This is a genomic window from Streptomyces sp. NPDC006261 (assembly GCF_040613515.1).
Taxonomy (GTDB): domain Bacteria; phylum Actinomycetota; class Actinomycetes; order Streptomycetales; family Streptomycetaceae; genus Streptomyces.
The window spans coordinates 64972-85411 of the sequence record NZ_JBEXSI010000031.1; the positions used below are offsets into that span (position 1 = coordinate 64972).

Genomic DNA, 20440 nt, shown 5'->3' on the forward strand with positions numbered 1-20440 from the left:
GTACTGCCGGCCGTGCCGGTCTCGCTGCTCACCCGACGAGCGTATGGCCCCCGCCGGCACCGTGCGGCGGGGCCTCCCCCGTAACGTCGTGGCCTTCGCCCGTACCGCTGCGGCCTTCGCCGTCCGGCCGGTCCGTTCCGGGTGCCGGCCGCGCGCCGGGGACGTCCGGCGCGTTCTCCCCCCGCCGGGACCGGGAGGGCAGGGGCACCAGCGCGAGCAGCCGCTGCCGGCCCAGCGCGGCCCGGCCGCCCAGCCAGACGAGGAAGACCGTCGGCAGGAACACCGCGTCCGCCGCGATCATCGCCATCGAGAAGAACGGCAACCCGAGCAGCAGGGCGATCCCCGCGTGCTCGCCGATCATGATGACCAGCAGGACGTTCTTGAGCCGCCGGTTGAACAGGGTGAACGGGAACGCGACCTGGACGATGACCGTCGCGTACGTCAGCACCATCACCATCAGCCCGCTGGAGGCGAGCACGTCCGACAGGGCGGGCCACGGGGCGAAGTAGTCGAGCTTGAGCGGGTAGTAGAGCGCGGTGCCGTCCTGCCAGCGCGAGCCCTGGATCTTGTACCAGCCGGCGGTCGCGTAGATCAGGCAGACCTCGACCATGATCACGACGAGCGTGGCGTTGTGCGCGAGGTTGGCCAGCACATCGAGCAGGGCGCGCGGCTGCCCCTCGGGCGCGAAGCGGTTCGCGGCCCACCAGGCGGCGGCGGAGAGCCAGAGGATCCACAGCAGTACGGGCAGCCACCAGGTCCCGCCGAGGCCGTCCATCAGGGTGGCCCCCAGCAGGACCGGGCCGAGGACCGCCCAGAGCACCGGGCCCGTGGTGTCGCGCCGGGGCGGCAGGCCCAGCGCGCCGCGCGCCGTGTCGCGGGCCGCGCGGCGGGCGTCCAGCGACCAGACCCGGGCGCAGCGCGTCAGCACCAGGTAGATCGCCATCAGGTGGATGACGTTGTCGCCACCGTCGCCCATGAAGACGCTGCGGTTCTGTACGGAGAGCACGCCGACCATGAAGAGGACCGACATGGTCCGGGTACGCCACCCCAGGAGCAGGCCGGCGGCGGACAGCACGGTGAGCGCGTACACCGCCTCGAACCAGAGCACGCTGTCCGACCAGAGGAGGACGGAGAAGGCGTCGTTCCCGGACGTGAGCTGCCGGGCCAGGTCCCAGTGCCACGGGCTGTCGGGGCCGTACAGCTCATGGCGGTGCGGCAGCTCGCGCACCAGGAAGAACAGGTAGGTGGCGGCGAAGCCGATCCGGATGACGGCGCTCTGGTACGGGCCGAGGGCCGATGCGGTGACGCGCTGGATGGCGCGGGCCAGAGCGGTCCCGGCGGCGGCGATCCGGTCCGGTGCGCCGGGGGGCGGCGCGCCGGGCCCCGGAGCGGGGACGGGCCTGCCGGACGGGGGTGCGGTGGGCGGGGTGGTGGTCACTTGTCCCCCTCCTCGGCGCGTGCCGCGTCACGCGGTGCGGGCAGATCGTCGGGGGTCACGGACCACCAGGGAAGTACGCGGTAGTTCGGGCGGGTGTTGGCCTTCTCGGTGGACCACGAGGGCGGGGAGATCATGCTGCTGGCCGACCTCATCTGGATCCGTTCGACCGTGCCGCCCAGGTCGATCCCGCTCAGCCGCAGCATCGCGATGCGCCGGATGTAGCGCTCGGAGAGGTCGCCGCGCAGCCCGTTGGGTTTGTTCCGGTCGTCGTGCGAGTTCACGTAGAAGTCCCAGCCCCGGCGGAGCTCGTTCTGGTTCACATGGCTGGGGAAGAGATTGCCGCGTATCGCGTCGGCGTCCACGTCGGTGAGGCTGATCCAGTCGGTGGTGCGGCGCCCGTCGGCCCCGGCCACCTCGGCCCGGACGTGGACGGCGATGTTCTGCTGGAGCGGGTTGGGGGCGAAGAGCTTCCAGTTCTGCTCGAACTCGGGGTAGATCCAGTCGTCGACCGTCTTGCCGTGCTGCTTGGTCAGCGTGTTGGACGGGGCGACGTGCAGGAAGACCATCGCCACCTGTGCGCAGGCCAGGAGCCCGATGAGGGAGAGGGCCAGGGCGGCGACGACCTGGTAGCCGATGGAGAGGCCGGCTATGCCGACGCCGGCCCCGGGGGGATCCGGGGCCGGCTCCGGAGCGTCCGGTTCGGGTGCGGGAGCATCCGTTCCGGGTGCCGGAGCATCCGCTTCGGAGTGCGCGTGGCTCACGGCCTGCGGCCGGACGTCCTCGTGCACGCTGCCGGAATCCCCGCGCCCGGAGCTCCCGTCGTGGTCCGCATCCATCCCGCCCCGCTCACGATCGATCACCACTCGGTTATCCACAGGGTTGACACCCTACGGGCCTCCGACCGACCATTGAAGTCAATGAACCGAACGATCGGTCGGTAGGGAGCCCGGGATGGCGGCAGTGACTGCGGACCAGAAGACGCAGAGCACCTCAGGCACGGCAAAAGCGGCAGGGCAGGCCGCGGGTACGGCCCCGGACGCGGCGGACGCGGCACGTCTCGCGGTCTTCGACGCCGCCGTGGCGGCCGACGACCGCATCGAGCCCCGCGACTGGATGCCCGAGGCGTATCGCGCGACGCTGGTCCGCCAGATGGCCCAGCACGCCCACTCGGAAATCATCGGCATGCAGCCCGAGGCCAACTGGATCACCCGCGCGCCCTCGCTGCGCCGCAAGGCGATCCTGATGGCCAAGGTCCAGGACGAGGCCGGACACGGCCTGTATCTCTACAGCGCGGCCGAGACGCTGGGCACCAGCCGCGAGGAGCTGCTCGACAAGCTCCACGCCGGCCGCCAGCGCTATTCGTCGATCTTCAACTACCCCACCCTGACCTGGGCCGACGTCGGCGCGATCGGCTGGCTGGTGGACGGCGCGGCCATCACCAACCAGGTGCCGCTCTGCCGCTGCTCCTACGGCCCCTACGCGCGCGCGATGGTCCGCATCTGCAAGGAGGAGTCCTTCCACCAGCGCCAGGGGTACGAGCTGCTGCTCGCCCTCAGCCGCGGCACCGAGGCCCAGCACGCGATGGCCCAGGACGCGGTGGACCGCTGGTGGTGGCCCTCCCTGATGATGTTCGGCCCGCCCGACGACGCCTCGGCCCACTCCGAGCAGTCGATGGCCTGGAAGATCAAGCGGCACTCCAACGACGAGCTGCGGCAGCGCTTCGTGGACATCTGCGTGCCACAGGCGCAGGCGCTGGGCCTGACCCTGCCGGACCCCGGCATCCGGTGGAACGAGGAGCGCGGCCAGCACGACTTCGGCGCGATCGACTGGACGGAGTTCCAGGAGGTCCTCAAGGGCAACGGTCCGTGCAACGAGCAGCGGATCACCCAGCGGCGCAGGGCCCACGAAGAGGGCGCCTGGGTCCGGGACGCGGCCGCCGCGTACGCGGCCAAGCACACCACCCCGCCCGTACAGCACGCACAGCAGGCACAGCAGGCACAGCAGGCACAGCACGTGGAGGAGACGGCATGAGCAGCTCGACCGACTGGCCGCTGTGGGAGGTGTTCGTGCGCTCGCGGCGCGGGCTCTCCCACACCCACGCGGGCAGCCTCCACGCGCCCGACGCCGAGATGGCCCTGCGCAACGCGCGCGACCTCTACACCCGGCGCTCCGAAGGCGTCTCGATCTGGGTGGTCCCCTCCACCCGGATCACCGCCTCCTCCCCCGACGAGAAGGACTCGTTCTTCGAGCCGGCCGGGGACAAGCCCTACCGCCACCCGACCTTCTACGAGATCCCGGACGGGGTGAAGCACCTGTGAGCGCGGCCCTCGCCCTCGGCGACGACGCGCTGGTGCTCTCGCACCGGCTGGGGGAGTGGGCGGGCCACGCCCCCGTCCTGGAGGAGGAGGTGGCGCTCGCCAACATCGCCCTGGACCTGCTGGGGCAGGCGAGGGTGCTGCTCTCCCTCGTCGGCGACGAGGACGAGCTGGCCTACCTCCGCGAGGAGCGGGCCTTCCGCAACCTCCAGCTGGTCGAGCGGCCCAACGGGGACTTCGCCCACACCATCGCCCGGCAGCTCTACTTCTCGGTCTACCAGCAACTGCTGTACGAGCGGCTGGCGGCCGGGGGCGGGGAGTTCGCGGACCTCGCGGCGAAGGCCGTCAAGGAGGTCGCCTACCACCGCGACCACGCCGAGCAGTGGACCTTGCGGCTCGGCGACGGCACCGCCGAGAGCCACGAGCGGATGCAGACCGGCCTGGAGGCGCTCTGGCGCTTCACCGGCGAGATGTTCCAGCCGGTCGAAGGGCTCGACGCCACCGGCTCCGGCGTCGACCTGCCGGAGCTGGAGGGCACCTGGCTCGCCGCCGTCACCGGCACCGTGGAGCGGGCCACGCTGACGCTGCCGTCCGGTCCGCGGACCGGCGCCTGGACGGCGGGCGCGGGACGGCAGGGCGTGCACACCGAGCCGTTCGGGCGGATGCTCGCCGAGATGCAGCACCTGCACCGCAGCCACCCGGGGGCGTCATGGTGACCGACACCCCGCTGGAGGCGGAGCTGCGCTCCCTCGCCGGTTCCGTCCCGGACCCCGAGCTCCCGGTGCTGACCCTTGCCGAGCTCGGCGTCCTGCGGGGCGTGGACGTGGAGGGCCCGGGCAGGGTGACGGTGCGGCTCACCCCGACGTACACCGGCTGCCCGGCGATCGAGGCCATGTCCGCCGACATCGAGCGGGTGCTGCACGAGAACGGCGTGCCCGAGGTCTCCGTGGTCACGGTGCTCGCACCGGCCTGGTCGACCGACGACATCAGCGCCGAAGGGCGCCGCAAGCTCGCCGAGTTCGGCATAGCGCCCCCGCGCGCCCACAGTGCCGACGGCGGGCCGGTGCCCCTGACGCTCTCGGTGCGTTGCCCGCACTGCGGCTCCACGGACACGGAGCTGCTCAGCCGGTTCTCCTCCACGGCGTGCAAGGCTCTGCGCCGCTGCGTCGCCTGTCGCGAACCGTTCGACCACTTCAAGGAGTTGTAGATGTTCCATCCGCTCCGGGTCAGCGCGATAGAACGGATCACGGACGATGCGGTGGCCGTGACCTTCACCGTGCCGGCCGAGCTCCGCGAAATCTTCCGCCACAAGCCTGGCCAGCACCTCAACGTGCGCTTCCGCGTGGACGGCAAGGAGATCCGCCGTTCGTACTCGATCTGCACACCGGCCACCGAACAGCCCGCCGATCCGGTGGTCCGGGTCGGCATCCGCGGCGTCGCGGGCGGGGCGTTCTCCACCTACGCCCTGAAGGAGCTGTCCGTCGGGGACCAGGTGGACGCCATGCCTCCGATGGGCCGCTTCGTGCTGGAGCCGCGTCCGGGTCTCTTCGCGGCGGTGGTCGGCGGCAGCGGGATCACGCCGGTGCTGTCGATGGCGGCCACCCTCCTGGCGCGGGAGGAGAAGGCGCGGTTCTGCCTGATCCGCAGCGACCGCACGGCGGCCTCCACGATGTTCCTGGACGAGGTGGCCGACCTCAAGGACCGCTATCCGGACCGCTTCCAGCTGATCACCGCCCTCTCCCGGGAGGAGCAGTCGGCGGGGCTTCCCTCCGGCCGCCTGGACACCGAGCGGATCACAGCCCTGCTGCCGGCGGTGCTTCCGGTGGCGGAGGTGGACGGCTGGTTCCTGTGCGGGCCGCTCGGTCTCGTACGGGGCGCGGAGAAGGCCCTGCGCGCGTTGGACGTCGACCGGGCCCGGGTCCACCAGGAGATCTTCCACGTCGACGACGGTCCCTCCGATGTCACGGTCGTCAAGGTCGCCGCGCCCTCCGATGCCACGCTGACGGCCACCCTGCACGGCCGTTCGGGCCGCTGGCCCGTCCAGGACACGGAGTCGCTGCTGGAGACGGTGCTGCGCAGCCGCTCGGACGCTCCATACGCCTGCAAGGGCGGGGTGTGCGGAACCTGCCGGGCGTTCCTCGTCTCGGGAGAGGTCCGGATGGAGCGGAACTTCGCGCTGGAGCCGGAGGAGACGGACGCGGGGTTCGTGCTGGCCTGCCAGTCGCATCCGCTCACCCCGGAGGTGGAGCTGGACTTCGACCGCTGACGCCGTTCCCTGCCCGTAGGAGACGCTCCCTCCCGCAGAACCTGTTCCCTTCTCCTGGAACCTGTTCTATCTTGACGGCCCGCCAGGCACCGCCAACGGGAGGCCGGGACAGTGGACTTCACCTTCACCGAGGAAGAGCAGGCAGCCGTGGAGGCGGCCCGGGCGGCCTTCTCCGGCGTCGCGCCCGACAGCGTGCCCAGCCCCGCCCTGACGCCGGGGGCCGTGGCCGAGGACATCGACCGCCGGCTGTGGGGCACGCTCGCGGGCTCGGACCTGCTCGGTCTCACGCTCTCGGAGGAGTACGGCGGCGCCGGGCTCGGCCCGGTCGCGCTCTGCCTGGTCCTGCGCGAGGCGGCCAGGGTCCTGGCCAGGGTCCCGCTGCTGGAGAGCTGCGCGGTCGCCATGACCGTCGAGCGGTACGGGGAGCGCACCCTCGCGGCCGCGCTGCTGCCCCGGGTCGCCAGGGGCGAACTGGTCCTGACCGCCGGCGCCAACGGGCGCTCCGGCCACGACCCGGCCGAACTCGCCGTCACCGCACGGCCGGTGGGGTCCGGGGCCGATGCTTCGGGCTGGGTGCTGGACGGCGTGCAGTCGGCGGTCCCCTGGGCCCAGGCGGCCGACCGGATAGCGCTCCCCGCCCACACCGGCGAGGGCCGGGCCGTCCTGGCCCTCGTGGACCCCGCCCTCCAGGGCGTCACCCTCGCGGACCAGGTCTCCACCAGCGGCGAACGCCTGGCGGAGGTCCGGCTCGACGGCGTACGCGTAGAAGCGCGGGAACTGATCGACGCGCCCGGGGCCTGGGACCGGCTGCGGGACCTGCTCACCACGGGGACCTGCGCGCTGGCGCTCGGGCTGGGCGAGCGGGTGCTCGCGATGACCGCCGAATACACCGGCAAGCGCGAGCAGTTCGGGTTTCCCGTCGCCACGTTCCAGGCGGTCGCGGTGCAGGCCGCCGACCGGTACATCGACCTGCGGGCGATGGAGGTGACGCTCTGGCAGGCCGCCTGGCGGATCTCCACCGGTGCCGGGGGCCCGCTGCCGGCCGCGGGCGACATCGCCGTGGCGAAGATCTGGGCGTCCGACGGGGTGCGCCGCATCGTGCAGACCGCCCAGCACCTGCACGGCGGCTTCGGCGCGGACACCGACTACCCGCTGCACCGCTTCCACGCCTGGGCGAAGCAGATCGAGCTCTCCCTCGGCCCGGCGGCGGCCCACGAGGAGGCACTGGGTGACCTGCTGGCCGCCCACCCACTGGCCTGACGCGGGCAGGAGACGGCAGACGTCATCAGAGGACGAAGGCCGAGGCTCCGTCGTCCGTGACCATCGGACGCCCGGCCCCGTCCCAGGCGAGCATGCCCCCGTCGATGTTCACGGCGTCGATCCCCTGCTGGACCAGGTACTGCGTGACCTGGGCGGACCGGCCGCCGACCCGGCACATCACATGGACGCGCCGGCCGTCCCCGGCGGCCTCCGTCAGCTCACCGAACCGGCCCACGAAGTCGCTCATCGGAATGTGCAGCGCACCCTCGACATGACCGGCCGCCCACTCGTCGTTCTCGCGGACGTCCAGGACCAGGCCGTCCGACGGCACCTCAGCGACGTCCACCGAGGGCAGCGGGGCGAAGTTCATGGGTCATGCCTTCTCTCGTACGTAGTGGCCACGTCCCGGGAACGCTACTGCACCATCTCCGCGAGCTCGGCCTCACGCCGGGACACCTCGCCCAGGAGCTGCTCCCCGATGTCCTCCAGCAGCTGGTCAGGGTCGTCCGGAGCCATCCGGAGCATCGAGCCGATCGCGCCCTCCTCCAGCTCCTTGGCGAGCACCGTGAGCAGCTCCTTGCGCCTGCTGAGCCACTCCAGCCGGGCGTAGAGCTCCTCGCTCTCGCTGAGCGGGGCGAGCGGCTGGGCCGGGCCCGCCGCCCACTCGGCCGCCAGCTCCTTGAGCAGCTCGACGTCACCGCGCCCGTAGGCGGCGTTCACGCGGGTGATGAACTCGTCCCGGCGCTCCCGTTCCGGCTCGTCCTGGGCCAGGTCCGGGTGGGCCTTGCGGGCCAGCTCCCGGTAGAGCTTGCGGGCCTCCTCGCTCGGCCTGACCCGCTTCGGCGGCCGTACCGGCTGCTCGGTCAGCATGGCGGACGCCTCGGGGGAGAGCCCGTCGGAGTCCATCCAGTCGTGGAAGAGCTCGTCGACCCCGGGCATCGGCATGACGATGTCCCGCGCCTCCTTGGCCTTGCGCAGGTCCTCGGGGTCACCCGTCTTCGCGGCCCGTGCCTCGGCGATCTGCGCGTCCAGCTCGTCGAGGCGCGCGTACATCGGGCCGAGCTTCTGGTGGTGCAGCCGGGAGAAGTTCTCGACCTCCACCCGGAAGGTCTCCACCGCGATCTCGAACTCGATCAGCGCCTGCTCGGCGGCCTGCACGGCCTTGGCAAGCCGCGCCTCGGGGCGCGGCGCGGCGTCCTGCGGGTCACCGGCCGGCCCGGCGTCCCCCGCCGGAGAGGCAGGGGCGTCCGGAGAGGCCGGGGCGTCCGGAACGTCCTGGGCTTCCGGAGCGTCCGGGGCTTCCGGGGCGGGCTGCGGCCCCGCGGGCAGGTCGTTGTCCTGCCGGTCATCATCGTTCCGGGTGGGAGGCACCCCGGCGGCTTCGTGGGTCACCCGTCCAGCGTATGGCCACGGCCGCGCGCCCCGTACCGCGCGGTCTCCGGCGCGGGCCCGGCAGAGCGGACGCCGGGCCGGACCGTGTCACCGCGGCACCCTCATATCCCGCGCTCGGCGGCCACCCGGCCCGTCTTGATCGCCCGCTCCAGCTCCGCGTGGTCCGCCTCCGTACGGTCGGCGTAGGCCACCGCGAAGTCGGCCACCGCCCCGTCGAGCTCGTCGTTCTTGCCGCAGTAGCCCGCGAGCAGGCGGGGATCGGCGCTGTGGGAGTGCGCGCGGGCCAGCAGGGCCCCGGTCATCCGGCCGTAGTCGTCGACCTGTTCGACGGTGAGCGCGGCGGGGTCCACGCTGCCCTTACGGTTACGGAACTGGCGCACCTGGTACGGCCTGCCGTCCACGTCCGTCCAGCCGAGCAGGATGTCGCTGACGACCTGCATCCGCTTCTGGCCGAGCACCACCCGTCGGCCCTCGTGGCCCTCCGGGGGGGCCTCGAAGCCGGCCGCCGGCAGATAGGGCGCCAGCGCCGACGGACGCGCCTCCTTCACCTGGAGGACCAGCGGCTCCCCACGGTGGTCGAGCAGCAGAACCACGTACGACCGGGTCCCGACGCTGCCGGTGCCGACCACCCGGAACGCCACGTCGTGGATCGCGTACCGCGTCAGCAGGGGCACCCGGTCCTCGGAGACCGTGGCCAGATAGCCGCCTAGCCCCGCCGCGACCGCCGCGGCCTCCGCGTCCGGCACCCGGCGCAGCACCGGCAGGGCGTCGACGAAGCGCCGGCCGCCGTCGAGGCAGTCCTCCGTGGACCGGGCGGCGAACCGGGCGCTGGTGTTCCTGCGGGCCTTCTCCGAGACCCTCTCCAGGGTGCCGACCAGATCGCGGGCGTCCGTGTGCGAGACGAGCTCCTCGTCCGCGATGGCGTTCCAGGCGTCGAGCGCGGGCAGCCGCGCCAGCAGCCGCATGGTGCGGCGGTAGGCGCCCACGGTGTCGAAAGCGCCCTTGCGGCAGGTGTCCTCGTCCGCCCCGGCGGCCCGGCCCGCCAGGACCAGCGAGGTGGCGAGCCGCTTGAGGTCCCACTCCCAGGGGCCGAAGACGGTCTCGTCGAAGTCGTTGAGGTCGATGACCAGATTGCCCCGGGCATCACCGTAGAGACCGAAGTTGGCGGCATGGGCGTCACCGCAGAGTTGAGCGCCCACTCCGGTGACCGGGGTCCCCATCAGGTCGTGGGCCATCAGCCCGGCCGAGCCGCGCAGGAAGGCGAAGGGCGAGGCAGCCATCCGTCCCACCCGGATCGGCGCGAGCCCCGGCACCCGGCCGCGGTTGGACTCCTCGACGGCGAGCACCGCATCGGGACGGCCCGACGGGAGAATCAGCGCACCGTGCGCGGAGCGTGGTACACGGCTACGGAGCGCCTTGCCCGCCGCCCTGGGTGAACCCGTCTCCCCGCGCCGGGCGAAGCCGGGCACGAACGGTATACGGGGCTCCGCCCCCGGGACCCGCTGTTCCGGGGCCAACTCTCCACCGAGGTCCGCCCCCGCGCCGCTCACGCCTTCGATGACGCCCATGGAACGTCGCCTCCCCCGCCTCGTCAACTCTCCGACCGAGCACGACCGTACCGCCGTTTTCCATGGTCGTCAGCACCGGTCGGAGGCCCTCAGCAGCCGGTGCCCGGCTCCCACCGCGACCTCGCCTCCGACCCGCCGCCCCACCTGGCCGCGGCGGCGGTGATCGCGGGCGCCGACGACCCGCTGCGCCGGGGCCAGCCGCGGCTCGTACGTTCCGGGCAGCCCCGCGCGAGGACTTCGAGGTTGTCCAGAATTACTTGGAGAAGCTGCTCACGAGCATGTTTCTCCGCCGAGGTGGACACCATCGTTCCGGAGCTGACCCTCGCCCACTCGCAGCCGTCGATGGCCGAGCTGGTCCCGCTCGCCGAAGGCTTCTCGCGCCAAAGCGTTCGACGAGGCCCGGCAGAAGGCCAAGGCCCTCGCCACCCGCCTCGCCGCCTGATCCGGCAGGTACCGCCACAACGAAAAACAGGGCCGTGGAACTCGATCGAGTTCCACGGCCCTGCGCATCAGCAACCGGACGTTTCACGTGAAACGTCCGGCACGGCACGTCCGGTCAGAGCCGCCCGCCGACCGCCGCTGTCGCTTCGGCCTCGGCCTCGGCCTCGGCCCCGCCAGGTTCATCGGCGCCTTCCCCCTCGGGCTGGTCCCGTGTACCGCGACCGACGCCACCGCCGCGCGGGCCACCCCCACCGTGCCGGCCGACCGGCGTGGCGCCACGGGCCGCCTCCGCGGCGGCGGCGATCTCCCGGGCCTCCCGCTCGGCCTGCTCCGCCTTCTCGCGTGCCTGGGCCGCAAGATCCACCCGGCCCTCGGGCTTGATGTGGGCGATGACACCGGGGTGGGCGATCGACGGAAGGAGGTGGCGCCACATCTCGGCCACCTGTTCACGCAGATCGGCGCGCCCGGAGTCGGCTTCCGATATCAGCTGGATACCGGTGAACGAAGCCACGATGACCTTGGCCGACACCATCGGATCGACATGGGGCAGTACCTCGCCCCGCTCCTTGCCCAGCTCCAGCATCCGGGCCGTCGCGTCGATCCAGTCGCCCCAGGGGTGCGGCCCGCCGAGGAAGACACCTTCGATGGAGAGGCGGGTCCCGGCGCGCGCCATCGCGTTGTGGCGCAGGGCGTAGGCGAACTGCTGGCCGCCGTCCACCAGCGACTGGAGCGGAGATCCGTCCTGGGCGAAATCGACCGTGGAGGTCTGCTCGTCCATGATCGCCTGGGCGATGGCCTCCTTGGACGCGAAGTGGAAGTACAACGCCCCCTTGGTCACCTTGGCCCGGCGGAGGATCTCCGAGATGGCGGCACGCTCGTAGCCGTAGTCGTCGAAGACACTCGCCGCGGCATCCACGATCGACCGCCACGTCTGCACCGCGCGAGCCTGCTTCGCCATTTCCTGCCTCCGGGACGTTCTGTGCGCTCAGCCCTTCACTGCCGAGCAGCCGTCGATCCAGCCTCTGCGGTCAGCGTATGCATGTACGCCGCCTCGCAGACCATCGGTCTGTCCGGAAACCGCTCCAGTAAGCGCCCAGGGCTCCGGCAGGGCATACCGACCGCACGCCCTGTTTACCCAACCACCTGGCCGCCGACACAGCGGACGTCCAACGACGCAACAACGAAGAACCCCCGCTCCGGATCTCTCCGAAGCGGGGGTTGCATCTCATATCAACCTTGAGGTCACGAGTGACCCACAGTTGTGCGCGAGGGGGGATTTGAACCCCCACGTCCCTAAGGACACTGGCACCTGAAGCCAGCGCGTCTGCCGTTCCGCCACTCGCGCAAGAGTGGTGTTTCCAGACTCTCTCTCACCTGTGTGGTGCGAGCGCCTGGCGACATCCGGAAGATTAGCACGGTGGACAGGGTGGATTCACATCCGTTGTTTCGCAGATCCCGGCAGGGGAAACGGGAACGCGGAGCCGCCGCCCCCACTCCTCCAGAGAGCATCGCGTGTGCGGGACACTGTGAGGAGGCCACCTCTACGATCCGTGTGAGGGGTGACACTCATCCACAGGGCAGAGAAGGGGAACCAGCCGATTTCCCGACGCGTGGATACGATCAGTAAGCAGTACAGGGACGATGACACCGGAGGAGGTGCCCCATGGGGGTCATGAAGCGTTTTGAGCAGCGCCTCGAAGGGCTGGTCAACGGCACCTTCGCCAAGGTCTTCAAGTCCGAGGTGCAGCCGGTGGAGATCGCGGGAGCCCTCCAGCGGGAGTGCGACAACAACGCGACGATCTGGAACCGCGAGCGGACCGTCGTCCCCAACGACTTCATCGTCGAGCTCAGCACCCCCGACTACGAGCGGCTCAGCCCGTACTCGGGCCAGCTGGGCGACGAGCTGTCCGGCCTGGTGCGCGACTACGCCAAGCAGCAGCGCTACACCTTCATGGGGCCGATCAAGGTCCACCTGGAGAAGGCCGACGACCTCGACACCGGTCTCTACCGGGTGCGCAGCCGCACCCTGGCATCGAGTTCGTCACAGCTGGATCAGCCCGACCAGCCCCAGCGGGCCGCCCCGGGGCGGCCCGCCGCCCCGCAGGCCCCCGGTGGCTACGGCTACCCCCCGGCCGCCGCTCCGCCGATGCCCGCGGCCCCGCCGCCCGGCGGTGTGCGGCCGACGGCCCCCACGAGCGACCGGCGCCCGCCGACCGGGCCCGCCGCCCTGCCGGATGCCCAGGTGCGGCGCTGGATCGAGATCAACGGCACCCGTCATCAGATTTCCCGCCCGACGTTGGTGATGGGACGATCCACCGACGCCGATGTGCGGATCGACGACCCCGGCGTATCGCGCCGGCACTGTGAGATCCGGACCGGAACGCCCTCGACGATCCAGGATCTCGGGTCCACCAACGGCATCGTGGTGGACGGGCAGCACACCACCCGCGCTACGCTCCGCGACGGCTCACGGATCGTCGTGGGAAGCACCACCATCGTTTACCGGCAAGCCGAAGGGTGAAGCGGGGGCAATGTCAGAGCTGACCCTGACGGTCATGCGGCTAGGTTTCCTGGCTGTTCTGTGGCTGTTCGTGATCGTGGCCGTCCAGGTCATCCGCAGCGACCTGTTCGGAACGCGCGTCACGCAGCGCGGCTCACGCCGCACTGCCGCCGACGCGCGCCCGCAACAGGGCCGCCAACAACAACAAGCGGCGCCGCCCCAGCAGCGCCAGCAGCCCGGGCGCCAGCGCCGCGGGGCACCCACAAAGCTGGTCGTGTCCGAAGGCACCCTCACGGGCACCACGGTCGCGCTCCAGGGCCAGACCATCACTTTGGGCCGGGCCCACGACTCAACGATCGTGCTGGACGACGACTACGCGTCCAGCAGGCATGCCAGGATCTATCCGGACCGGGACGGCCAGTGGATCGTGGAGGATCTCGGGTCCACCAACGGCACGTATCTGGAACGGACCCGGCTCACCACCCCGACGCCTGTTCCGCTGGGCGCGCCGATCCGTATCGGCAAGACCGTCATCGAGCTGCGGAAGTAGTACGACAATGAGCGAGCGGAGCGAGCGAGCCGCGGCGGCCTGGACGACGGACGCTGCCCGGTTCCCGACCGGAGGGTGGGCAGTGTGGCTCGAGACAGGCTGTACCCCGACGCGGCGTCGACGGGGCAGGTGCGCATGAGTCTGTCCCTGCGCTTCGCCGCCGGATCGCACAAAGGCATGATCCGGGAGGGGAACGAGGACTCCGGCTATGCCGGACCCCGTCTGCTCGCCATCGCCGACGGCATGGGCGGCCAGGCGGCCGGTGAGGTCGCCAGCTCCGAGGTGATCTCCACGCTCGTCCAGCTCGACGACGACGTCCCGGGTTCGGACCTCCTGACCTCCCTGGCCACCGCCGTGCAGCAGGCCAACGAGCAGCTGCGCGTCATGGTCGAGGAGGATCCCCAGCTGGAGGGCATGGGCACCACGCTCACCGCCCTGCTCTGGACCGGGCAGCGGCTCGGCCTGGTGCACGTCGGCGACTCCCGTGCGTATCTGCTGCGCGACGGCGTCCTGACCCAGATCACCCAGGACCACACCTGGGTGCAGCGCCTCGTCGACGAGGGCCGCATCACCGAGGAAGAGGCCACCACCCACCCGCAGCGTTCTCTGCTGATGCGGGCGCTGGGCAGCGGCGACCACGTCGAGCCCGACCTCTCCATCCGTGAGGTCCGCGCCGGTGACCGGTACCTGATCTGCTCCGACGGCCTCTCCGGCGTGGTCTCGCACCAGACGATGGAAGAGACCCTGGCCAGCTACCAGGGCCCGCAGGAGACCATTCAGGAGCTCATCCAGCTCGCTCTGCGCGGCGGCGGCCCCGACAACATCACCTGCATCGTGGCCGACGTCCTGGATGTCGACAACAACGACACCCTGGCCGGCCGGCTCAGCGACACCCCGGTCGTCGTCGGCGCGGTCGCGGAGAACCAGGCAGTGCTGAACGACGGCGGGGCCATGCAGACCCCGGCCGGCCGCGCGGCCGGTCTCGGCCGCCCCGTCCCGCCCCCCTCGGGCGGCTTCGGCCCGCCCGGCAGCGGTGACTCCGGTTACGGTTCCCTGCCGGACGGCTCGTACGACTCCTACACGGACGACGAGCTCGCGGGGCCGCGCGGCGGCCGTAAGTGGCTCAAGCGGACGGTCTTCACCGTGCTGACCCTGGCCGTGATCGGCGGCGGCCTCTACGGCGGCTACCGCTGGACGCAGACCCAGTTCTACGTCGGCGCACAGAACGAGAACGTGGCGCTGTTCCGCGGTATCAGTCAGGACCTCGCCTGGGTCTCGCTCTCCAAGGTCGAGAAGAACCACCCGGAGATCGAGCTCAAGTACCTGCCGCCGTACCAGCGCAAGCAGGTCGAGGCGACGATCGCCGAGGGCAACATCACCGACGCCCGCAAGAAGGTCGACGAGCTCGCCGCCCAGGCATCCGCCTGCAAGAAGGACGCGCAGCGCCGCGCGGCCGAGGCCGAGACTTCCGCCACTCCCCCCGCGACGGGGACCAAGCCGAACACCGCGACTCCCACTCCCGGCCCCAGCCTCTCGGAGGAAGAGAAGAAGCTGGTCCCGCAGTGCGGTAAGCAGTAAGCCGTAGGGGGCCTTCAGCATCATGAGCGTTGTCACCAACACGACCACCATCGGCGCGATCGACGCACCGAGCCGCCGGAACACCGAGCTGATGATGCTGGTTTTCGCCATCGCCATCTCGGTCTTCGCCTACGCCAACGTAGGTCTCGCGCTGGACGGTTCACTGCCGTCGGGCATGTTCGGCTACGGAGCCGGGCTCATCCTGCTCGGCGGCGTGGCCCACCTCGTGGTGCGCAAGTTCGCGCCGTACGCGGACCCGCTTCTGCTGCCACTCGCCACCCTGCTCAACGGGCTGGGTCTGGTGCTGATCTGGCGTCTGGACCAGTCGCCCCGGCTGATCCAGCGTGCGGAACAGGCCTACGGGGCCTACAGCCCCGACGCCCCCAAGCAGTTGCTGTACTCGGCGATCGGCGTCGCCTTCTTCGTCGCCGTGCTGATGATCCTCAAGGACCACCGCATCCTGCAGCGGTACACCTACATCTCCATGGTGGCCGCGCTGATCCTGCTGATTCTGCCGATGTTCTTCCCCGCCGTGAACGGCGCGAAGATCTGGATCAGCCTGGGCCCCTTCTCCATCCAGCCGGGAGAGTTCGCCAAAATCCTCATCGCGATCTTCTTCTCCGGCTATCTCATGGTGAAACGCGACGCGCTGGCACTGGCCAGCCGCCGCTTCATGGGGATCTACCTGCCGCGCGGCCGCGACCTCGGACCGATCATCACCATCTGGGCCCTGTCGATCCTGATCCTGGTCTTCGAGACCGACCTCGGTACCTCGCTGCTCTTCTTCGGCATGTTCGTGGTGATGCTCTACGTCGCCACCGAACGCACCAGCTGGATCGTCTTCGGTCTGCTGATGTCGGCGGTCGGAGCGGTCGGTGTGGCGTCCTTCGAGTCGCACGTGCAGCAGCGTGTGAGCGCCTGGCTCGACCCCTTCTCGCCGGAGACCTGGGCGCAGAGCGATCAACTCGGCCAGTCCCTCATGGCCTTCGCCTCGGGCGGCACGCTCGGCACCGGCCTCGGACAGGGCCACTCGGACCTGATCATGTTCGCCGCCAACGCCGACTTCATCCTCTCCACGGTCGGCGAGGAGCTGGGGCTGGCCGGGATGATGGCGGTCCTGCTGGTCTATGCCCTGATCGTCGAACGCGGTGTCCGTACGTCGCTGGCCGCGCGCGACCCCTTCGGCAAGCTGCTCGCCATCGGCCTCTCCGGGGCGTTCGCCATTCAGATCTTCGTGGTCGCCGGCGGCGTGATGGGGCTCATCCCGCTCAGCGGAATGACCATGCCGTTCCTGGCATACGGTGGTTCGTCCGTGCTCGCCAACTGGGCGCTGATCGCCATCCTGATCCGCATCAGCGACACCGCCCGGCGGCCTGCTCCCACCCCGTCACCGTCCACCGACGCCGAGATGACCCAGGTGGTCCGACCGTGAACAAGCCCCTGCGCCGGATCGCCATCTTCTGCGGCGTCCTCATGCTGGCGCTGATGGTGCGGACCAACTATCTGCAGTACGTCCGCGCCGACGATCTCAACACCCGCGACGAGAACCGCCGGATCCGCATCGAGCGGTACGCGCACGAGCGCGGCAACATCATCGTCGACGGCAAGGCCGTCACCGGCTCCGTCGAGACCAACGGCAGCGACTTCAAGTACAAGCGGGTCTGGAAGGACGGGCCCCTCTGGGCCCCCGTGACCGGCTTCTCCTCGCAGGCCTTCGACTCCTCGCAGCTGGAGAACCTCGAGGACGGCATCCTCACCGGCAACGACGACCAGCTCTTCTTCAACCGCACCCTGGGGATGTTCACCGGCGAGAAGAAGCAGGGCGGCAACGTCGTCACCACCCTCGACGAGGCCGCCCAGAAGGCCGCGTTCAAGGGGCTCGGGGACAAGAAGGGCGCCGTGGTCGCCCTCGACCCGCAGACCGGCGCCATCCTGGCTCTCGCGAGCACCCCCTCGTACGACCCCTCGGTCTTCGCGGGCAACTCCGACAAGGACTCCAAGGCGCGGGAACAGCTCCTGAAGGACAAGGACAAGCCGATGCTCAACAGGGCGTTGCGCGAGACCTACCCGCCCGGCTCCACCTTCAAGGTCGTCACCGCCGCCGCCGCCCTGGAGAACGGGCTCTACGACGACATCGACGCCAAGACCAACTCGCCGCTGCCCTGGACCCTGCCGCAGACGAACATCCCGCTGCAGAACGAGGGCAACATCCCCTGTGAGAACGCGTCGCTGCGCGAGGCCCTGCGGGTGTCGTGCAACTCCGTCTTCGGGAAGATGAGCGACGACCTCGGCAACAGGAAGATGATCGAGCAGACGGACAAGTTCGGCTTCAACAAGGAAGTCTTCACCCCCGTCCGCGCCGACGCGAGCATCTACCCCGAGGACAACAAGCCGCAGAACGCGATGGCCGGCATCGGCCAGGCGTCCAACCGGGCCACCCCGCTCCAGATGGCCATGGTGGCCTCCGCCATCGCCAACGACGGCAAGCTGATGCAGCCGTACATGGTCGCCAAGCGCCAGGCGCCCAACCTGGACGACATCTACACCGCCGAGCCCGAAGAGCTCGGCCGGGCGCTGTCCGGGGAGAACGCCCAGAAGGTCCAGCAGATGATGGAGACCGTCGTCGAGAAGGGGACGGGAACCAGGGCACAGATCCCCGGCGTCACAGTGGGCGGCAAGACCGGTACCGCCCAGCACGGTCTGAACAACAGCGAGAAGCCGTACGCCTGGTTCATCTCGTACGCGAAGACCGACAACGGCTCCCCGGTCGCCGTCGCCGTCGTGGTCGAGGACGGCAACGCAAACCGGGACGACATCTCCGGTGGCGGGCTGGCCGCCCCGATCGCGCGCGACGTGATGAAGGCGGTCGTCGACGGCAAGCAGTGAGACCCGTTACGGCGTCCGCGCGCTCATACCGGACATCGGATACCGGTCGGATATCGGCTGACGGGTGCGGGCTGATCACGTACCGCGTGCCCGGTAGCGTATGCGCGAACAGCGCACCGCCGGACCACACACACGGGTGCGGTCAGGACTGACGGAGAGGGCTGGAACAGTTATGGAAGAGCCGCGTCGCCTCGGCGGCCGGTACGAGCTGGGCTCGGTGCTCGGCCGTGGTGGCATGGCCGAGGTCTACCTCGCCCACGACACCCGGCTCGGCCGCACCGTAGCTGTGAAGACGCTCCGGGCCGACCTGGCCCGCGACCCGTCCTTCCAGGCCCGGTTCCGCCGTGAGGCCCAGTCGGCCGCCTCGCTCAACCACCCCGCGATCGTCGCCGTCTACGACACCGGCGAGGACTACGTCGACGGGGTCTCCATCCCGTACATCGTGATGGAGTACGTCGACGGGTCGACCCTGCGGGAGCTCCTGCACTCCGGCCGCCGGCTGCTGCCCGAGCGCACGCTGGAGATGACGGTCGGCATCCTGCAGGCGCTGGAGTACTCGCACCGCGCCCAGATCGTCCACCGCGACATCAAGCCGGCCAACGTCATGCTGACGCGCACCGGCCAGGTCAAGGTCATGGACTTCGGTATCGCCCGGGCCATGGGCGACTCCGGCATGACCATGACGCAGACCGCCGCGGTCATCGGCACCGCCCAGTACCTCTCCCCGGAGCAGGCCAAGGGCGAGCAGGTCGACGCGCGCTCCGACCTGTACTCCACCGGCTGCCTGCTCTACGAGCTCCTCGCGGTCCGGCCCCCGTTCGTCGGGGACTCACCCGTTGCCGTGGCCTACCAGCACGTGCGCGAGGAGCCGCAGCCGCCGAGCAACTTCGACCCCGAGATCACGCCCGAGATGGACGCGATCGTGCTGAAGGCGCTCACCAAGGACCCGGACTACCGCTACCAGTCCGCCGACGAGATGCGGGCCGACATCGAGGCCTGCCTCGACGGCCGGCCGGTCGCCGCCGCGGCGGCCATGGGCGCTGCGGGGTATGGGGGCTACGACGGCTACAACGCCGACCAGCCCACCGCCGCCCTGCGCCCGACCGACCCGAACAACGCGCCGACGTCGATGCTGCCGCCGGTCAACCCGGACGACGGCGGCTACGGCTACGACGACCGGCCGGGGCGCCGGCGCCAGCCGCAGAAGAAGAGCAACACCTCAACGATCCTGCTGGTCGTCGCGGGCATCCTGGTGCTCGTCGGCGCGATCCTGATCGGGCGGGCCGTCTTCAGCGACAACGGCAACGACAGCCAGGTCCCCGTGCCGAACCTGGTGGGCTCCACCGTCAAGGAGGCGGAACAACTCGTCGAGAGAGCAGGGGTCGTCCTGAAGGTCGTCGGCGAGGAGCCGTGCGAACAGCAGGAGAAGGGCGACATCTGCTCGCAGACTCCGGAGAACGGCGAGATGGACGAGAACGGGACCGTCGAGGTCAAGGTCTCCTCCGGCGCACCGAAGATCGAGGTGCCCGACGTCCTGGAGAAGTCCGAGGACGGCGCCCGCAAGGCCCTGGAGGACAAGGGCTTCACGGTCAACGTGACCGCGGTCGAGTCCGAGAAGGCCGAGGGCACGGTGATCAGGCAGAAGCCCGACGGCGGCAGCGAGGCGGAGGACGGCTCCGAGGTGACCATCACGGTCGCCAAGAAGGAGACCCTGGACCTGCCCGACATGCGCACCCGCACCTTCGCGGCGGCGGAACAGCAGCTGCGGGGCATCGGCTTCACCGACATCTCGCGGACCGACGTCGACTCGGAGGAGCCGAAGGACACCGTCGTCGAGCAGACCCCCCAGCCCGGTAAGCACGCCAAGGACGCGCAGATCGTCCTCAAGGTCTCCAAGGGCCCCGCGGAGCCGCCGGCACCGGAGACGACCCAGGTCCCGCCGATCCAGGGCATGACGCTCGGCGAGGCCAAGGCGAAGCTCCAGGAGGCGGGCCTGCAGGTCGGCAACGTCCAGGGTTCGCAGGACGACGACGCCATCGTGGCCGTGGTGCAGCCGGGGGTCGGTGAGACCGTCGACAAGAACTCGGCGGTCAACATCTTCGCCACCCCAAGCCGCGGCGGGGACCAGGGCGGGGGCCAGGGCGGCGGCGGCATCTTCGGAGGCCCGTCGGGCAGGTAGCCCACCCGCCCGCAGTCCCCTGTACGAGGAAGGGCCCCGGTCACCGTGGATGGTGACCGGGGCCCTT

Annotated in this window: 18 protein-coding genes and 1 tRNA gene; 12 read left to right on the forward strand and 7 right to left on the reverse strand. The window is 70.6% G+C overall.

Annotation, left to right across the window (positions count from 1 at the left end; genetic code table 11):
• Positions 1–28 precede the first annotated feature (28 nt).
• Both ABZ154_RS21245 and ABZ154_RS21250 read right to left on the reverse strand, forming a co-directional pair.
• A complete protein-coding gene (locus tag ABZ154_RS21245; RefSeq protein ID WP_356834801.1) occupies positions 29–1438 on the reverse strand; it encodes an HTTM domain-containing protein in 1410 nt (469 codons plus the stop codon).
• Positions 1435–2274 (reverse strand): DUF5819 family protein, encoded by an 840-nt coding sequence (locus tag ABZ154_RS21250; protein WP_356834850.1) that lies wholly within the window; start codon positions 2272–2274, stop codon positions 1435–1437. The genes ABZ154_RS21245 and ABZ154_RS21250 overlap by 4 nt, the downstream gene beginning before the upstream one ends.
• 115 nt (positions 2275–2389) lie before the next feature.
• On the opposite strand from ABZ154_RS21250, the gene paaA reads away from it, so the two are divergent.
• The 6 genes from paaA (at position 2390) to ABZ154_RS21280 (ending at position 7279) form a co-directional block, all read left to right on the forward strand.
• On the forward strand, positions 2390–3469 hold the full coding sequence (gene paaA, locus ABZ154_RS21255) for a 1,2-phenylacetyl-CoA epoxidase subunit PaaA (protein ID WP_356834803.1): 1080 nt from the start codon (positions 2390–2392) through the stop codon (positions 3467–3469).
• Complete coding sequence (paaB, locus tag ABZ154_RS21260; protein WP_356834805.1) at positions 3466–3756, forward strand: 1,2-phenylacetyl-CoA epoxidase subunit PaaB; 291 nt, start codon at positions 3466–3468, stop codon at positions 3754–3756. Before paaA ends, paaB begins: the two co-directional genes overlap by 4 nt.
• Complete coding sequence (gene paaC, locus ABZ154_RS21265) at positions 3753–4469, forward strand: 1,2-phenylacetyl-CoA epoxidase subunit PaaC (protein ID WP_356834807.1); 717 nt, start codon at positions 3753–3755, stop codon at positions 4467–4469. Before paaB ends, paaC begins: the two co-directional genes overlap by 4 nt.
• A complete protein-coding gene (gene paaD, locus ABZ154_RS21270; protein WP_109164700.1) occupies positions 4463–4960 on the forward strand; it encodes a 1,2-phenylacetyl-CoA epoxidase subunit PaaD in 498 nt (165 codons plus the stop codon). The genes paaC and paaD overlap by 7 nt, the downstream gene beginning before the upstream one ends.
• Entirely contained in the window at positions 4961–6019 is a 1059-nt protein-coding gene (locus ABZ154_RS21275; RefSeq protein ID WP_356834809.1) for a 2Fe-2S iron-sulfur cluster-binding protein, read from the forward strand.
• Positions 6020–6130: 111 nt separating this feature from the next.
• The gene (locus ABZ154_RS21280) at positions 6131–7279 is read left to right on the forward strand and encodes an acyl-CoA dehydrogenase family protein (protein WP_356834811.1); all 1149 of its coding nucleotides are present in this window, start codon (positions 6131–6133) and stop codon (positions 7277–7279) included.
• A gap of 25 nt (positions 7280–7304) precedes the next feature.
• Here ABZ154_RS21280 and ABZ154_RS21285 read toward each other — a convergent pair whose 3' ends face one another.
• The 5 genes from ABZ154_RS21285 to ABZ154_RS21305 all read right to left on the reverse strand — a co-directional run bounded on the left by ABZ154_RS21285 (position 7305) and on the right by ABZ154_RS21305 (position 12025).
• Positions 7305–7649, reverse strand: coding sequence for a rhodanese-like domain-containing protein (locus ABZ154_RS21285; protein ID WP_356834813.1), 345 nt, complete (start codon positions 7647–7649; stop codon positions 7305–7307).
• 44 nt (positions 7650–7693) lie between these two features.
• Positions 7694–8671 (reverse strand): hypothetical protein, encoded by a 978-nt coding sequence (locus ABZ154_RS21290; RefSeq protein WP_356834815.1) that lies wholly within the window; start codon positions 8669–8671, stop codon positions 7694–7696.
• A 101-nt stretch (positions 8672–8772) separates the two neighbouring features.
• Positions 8773–10239 carry a DUF2252 domain-containing protein gene (locus ABZ154_RS21295; protein ID WP_356834817.1) on the reverse strand — a complete coding sequence of 489 codons (1467 nt, stop codon included), beginning with the start codon at positions 10237–10239 and terminating at the stop codon, positions 8773–8775.
• Between the two features lie 556 nt (positions 10240–10795).
• On the reverse strand, positions 10796–11638 hold the full coding sequence (locus tag ABZ154_RS21300) for a ScbR family autoregulator-binding transcription factor (RefSeq protein ID WP_356834819.1): 843 nt from the start codon (positions 11636–11638) through the stop codon (positions 10796–10798).
• Between the two features lie 304 nt (positions 11639–11942).
• Positions 11943–12025: transfer RNA gene (locus ABZ154_RS21305), tRNA-Leu, on the reverse strand.
• Between the two features lie 318 nt (positions 12026–12343).
• Between ABZ154_RS21305 and ABZ154_RS21310 the strand changes: the two genes are divergently transcribed.
• The 6 genes from ABZ154_RS21310 (at position 12344) to pknB (ending at position 20373) form a co-directional block, all read left to right on the forward strand.
• Positions 12344–13201, forward strand: a complete 858-nt coding sequence (locus tag ABZ154_RS21310) for a DUF3662 and FHA domain-containing protein (RefSeq protein WP_356834821.1) — start codon at positions 12344–12346, stop codon at positions 13199–13201.
• 10 nt (positions 13202–13211) lie between these two features.
• Positions 13212–13730 (forward strand): FHA domain-containing protein, encoded by a 519-nt coding sequence (locus tag ABZ154_RS21315; RefSeq protein WP_003967913.1) that lies wholly within the window; start codon positions 13212–13214, stop codon positions 13728–13730.
• Between the two features lie 135 nt (positions 13731–13865).
• The gene (locus ABZ154_RS21320) at positions 13866–15308 is read left to right on the forward strand and encodes a Stp1/IreP family PP2C-type Ser/Thr phosphatase (protein WP_356834852.1); all 1443 of its coding nucleotides are present in this window, start codon (positions 13866–13868) and stop codon (positions 15306–15308) included.
• Positions 15309–15330: 22 nt separating this feature from the next.
• Positions 15331–16740 (forward strand): FtsW/RodA/SpoVE family cell cycle protein, encoded by a 1410-nt coding sequence (locus tag ABZ154_RS21325; protein ID WP_161268728.1) that lies wholly within the window; start codon positions 15331–15333, stop codon positions 16738–16740.
• Positions 16737–18194, forward strand: coding sequence for a penicillin-binding transpeptidase domain-containing protein (locus ABZ154_RS21330; RefSeq protein ID WP_356834823.1), 1458 nt, complete (start codon positions 16737–16739; stop codon positions 18192–18194). The genes ABZ154_RS21325 and ABZ154_RS21330 overlap by 4 nt, the downstream gene beginning before the upstream one ends.
• A 172-nt stretch (positions 18195–18366) precedes the next feature.
• On the forward strand, positions 18367–20373 hold the full coding sequence (pknB, locus tag ABZ154_RS21335; protein WP_356834825.1) for a Stk1 family PASTA domain-containing Ser/Thr kinase: 2007 nt from the start codon (positions 18367–18369) through the stop codon (positions 20371–20373).
• The last annotated feature ends 67 nt before the right edge of the window (positions 20374–20440 follow it).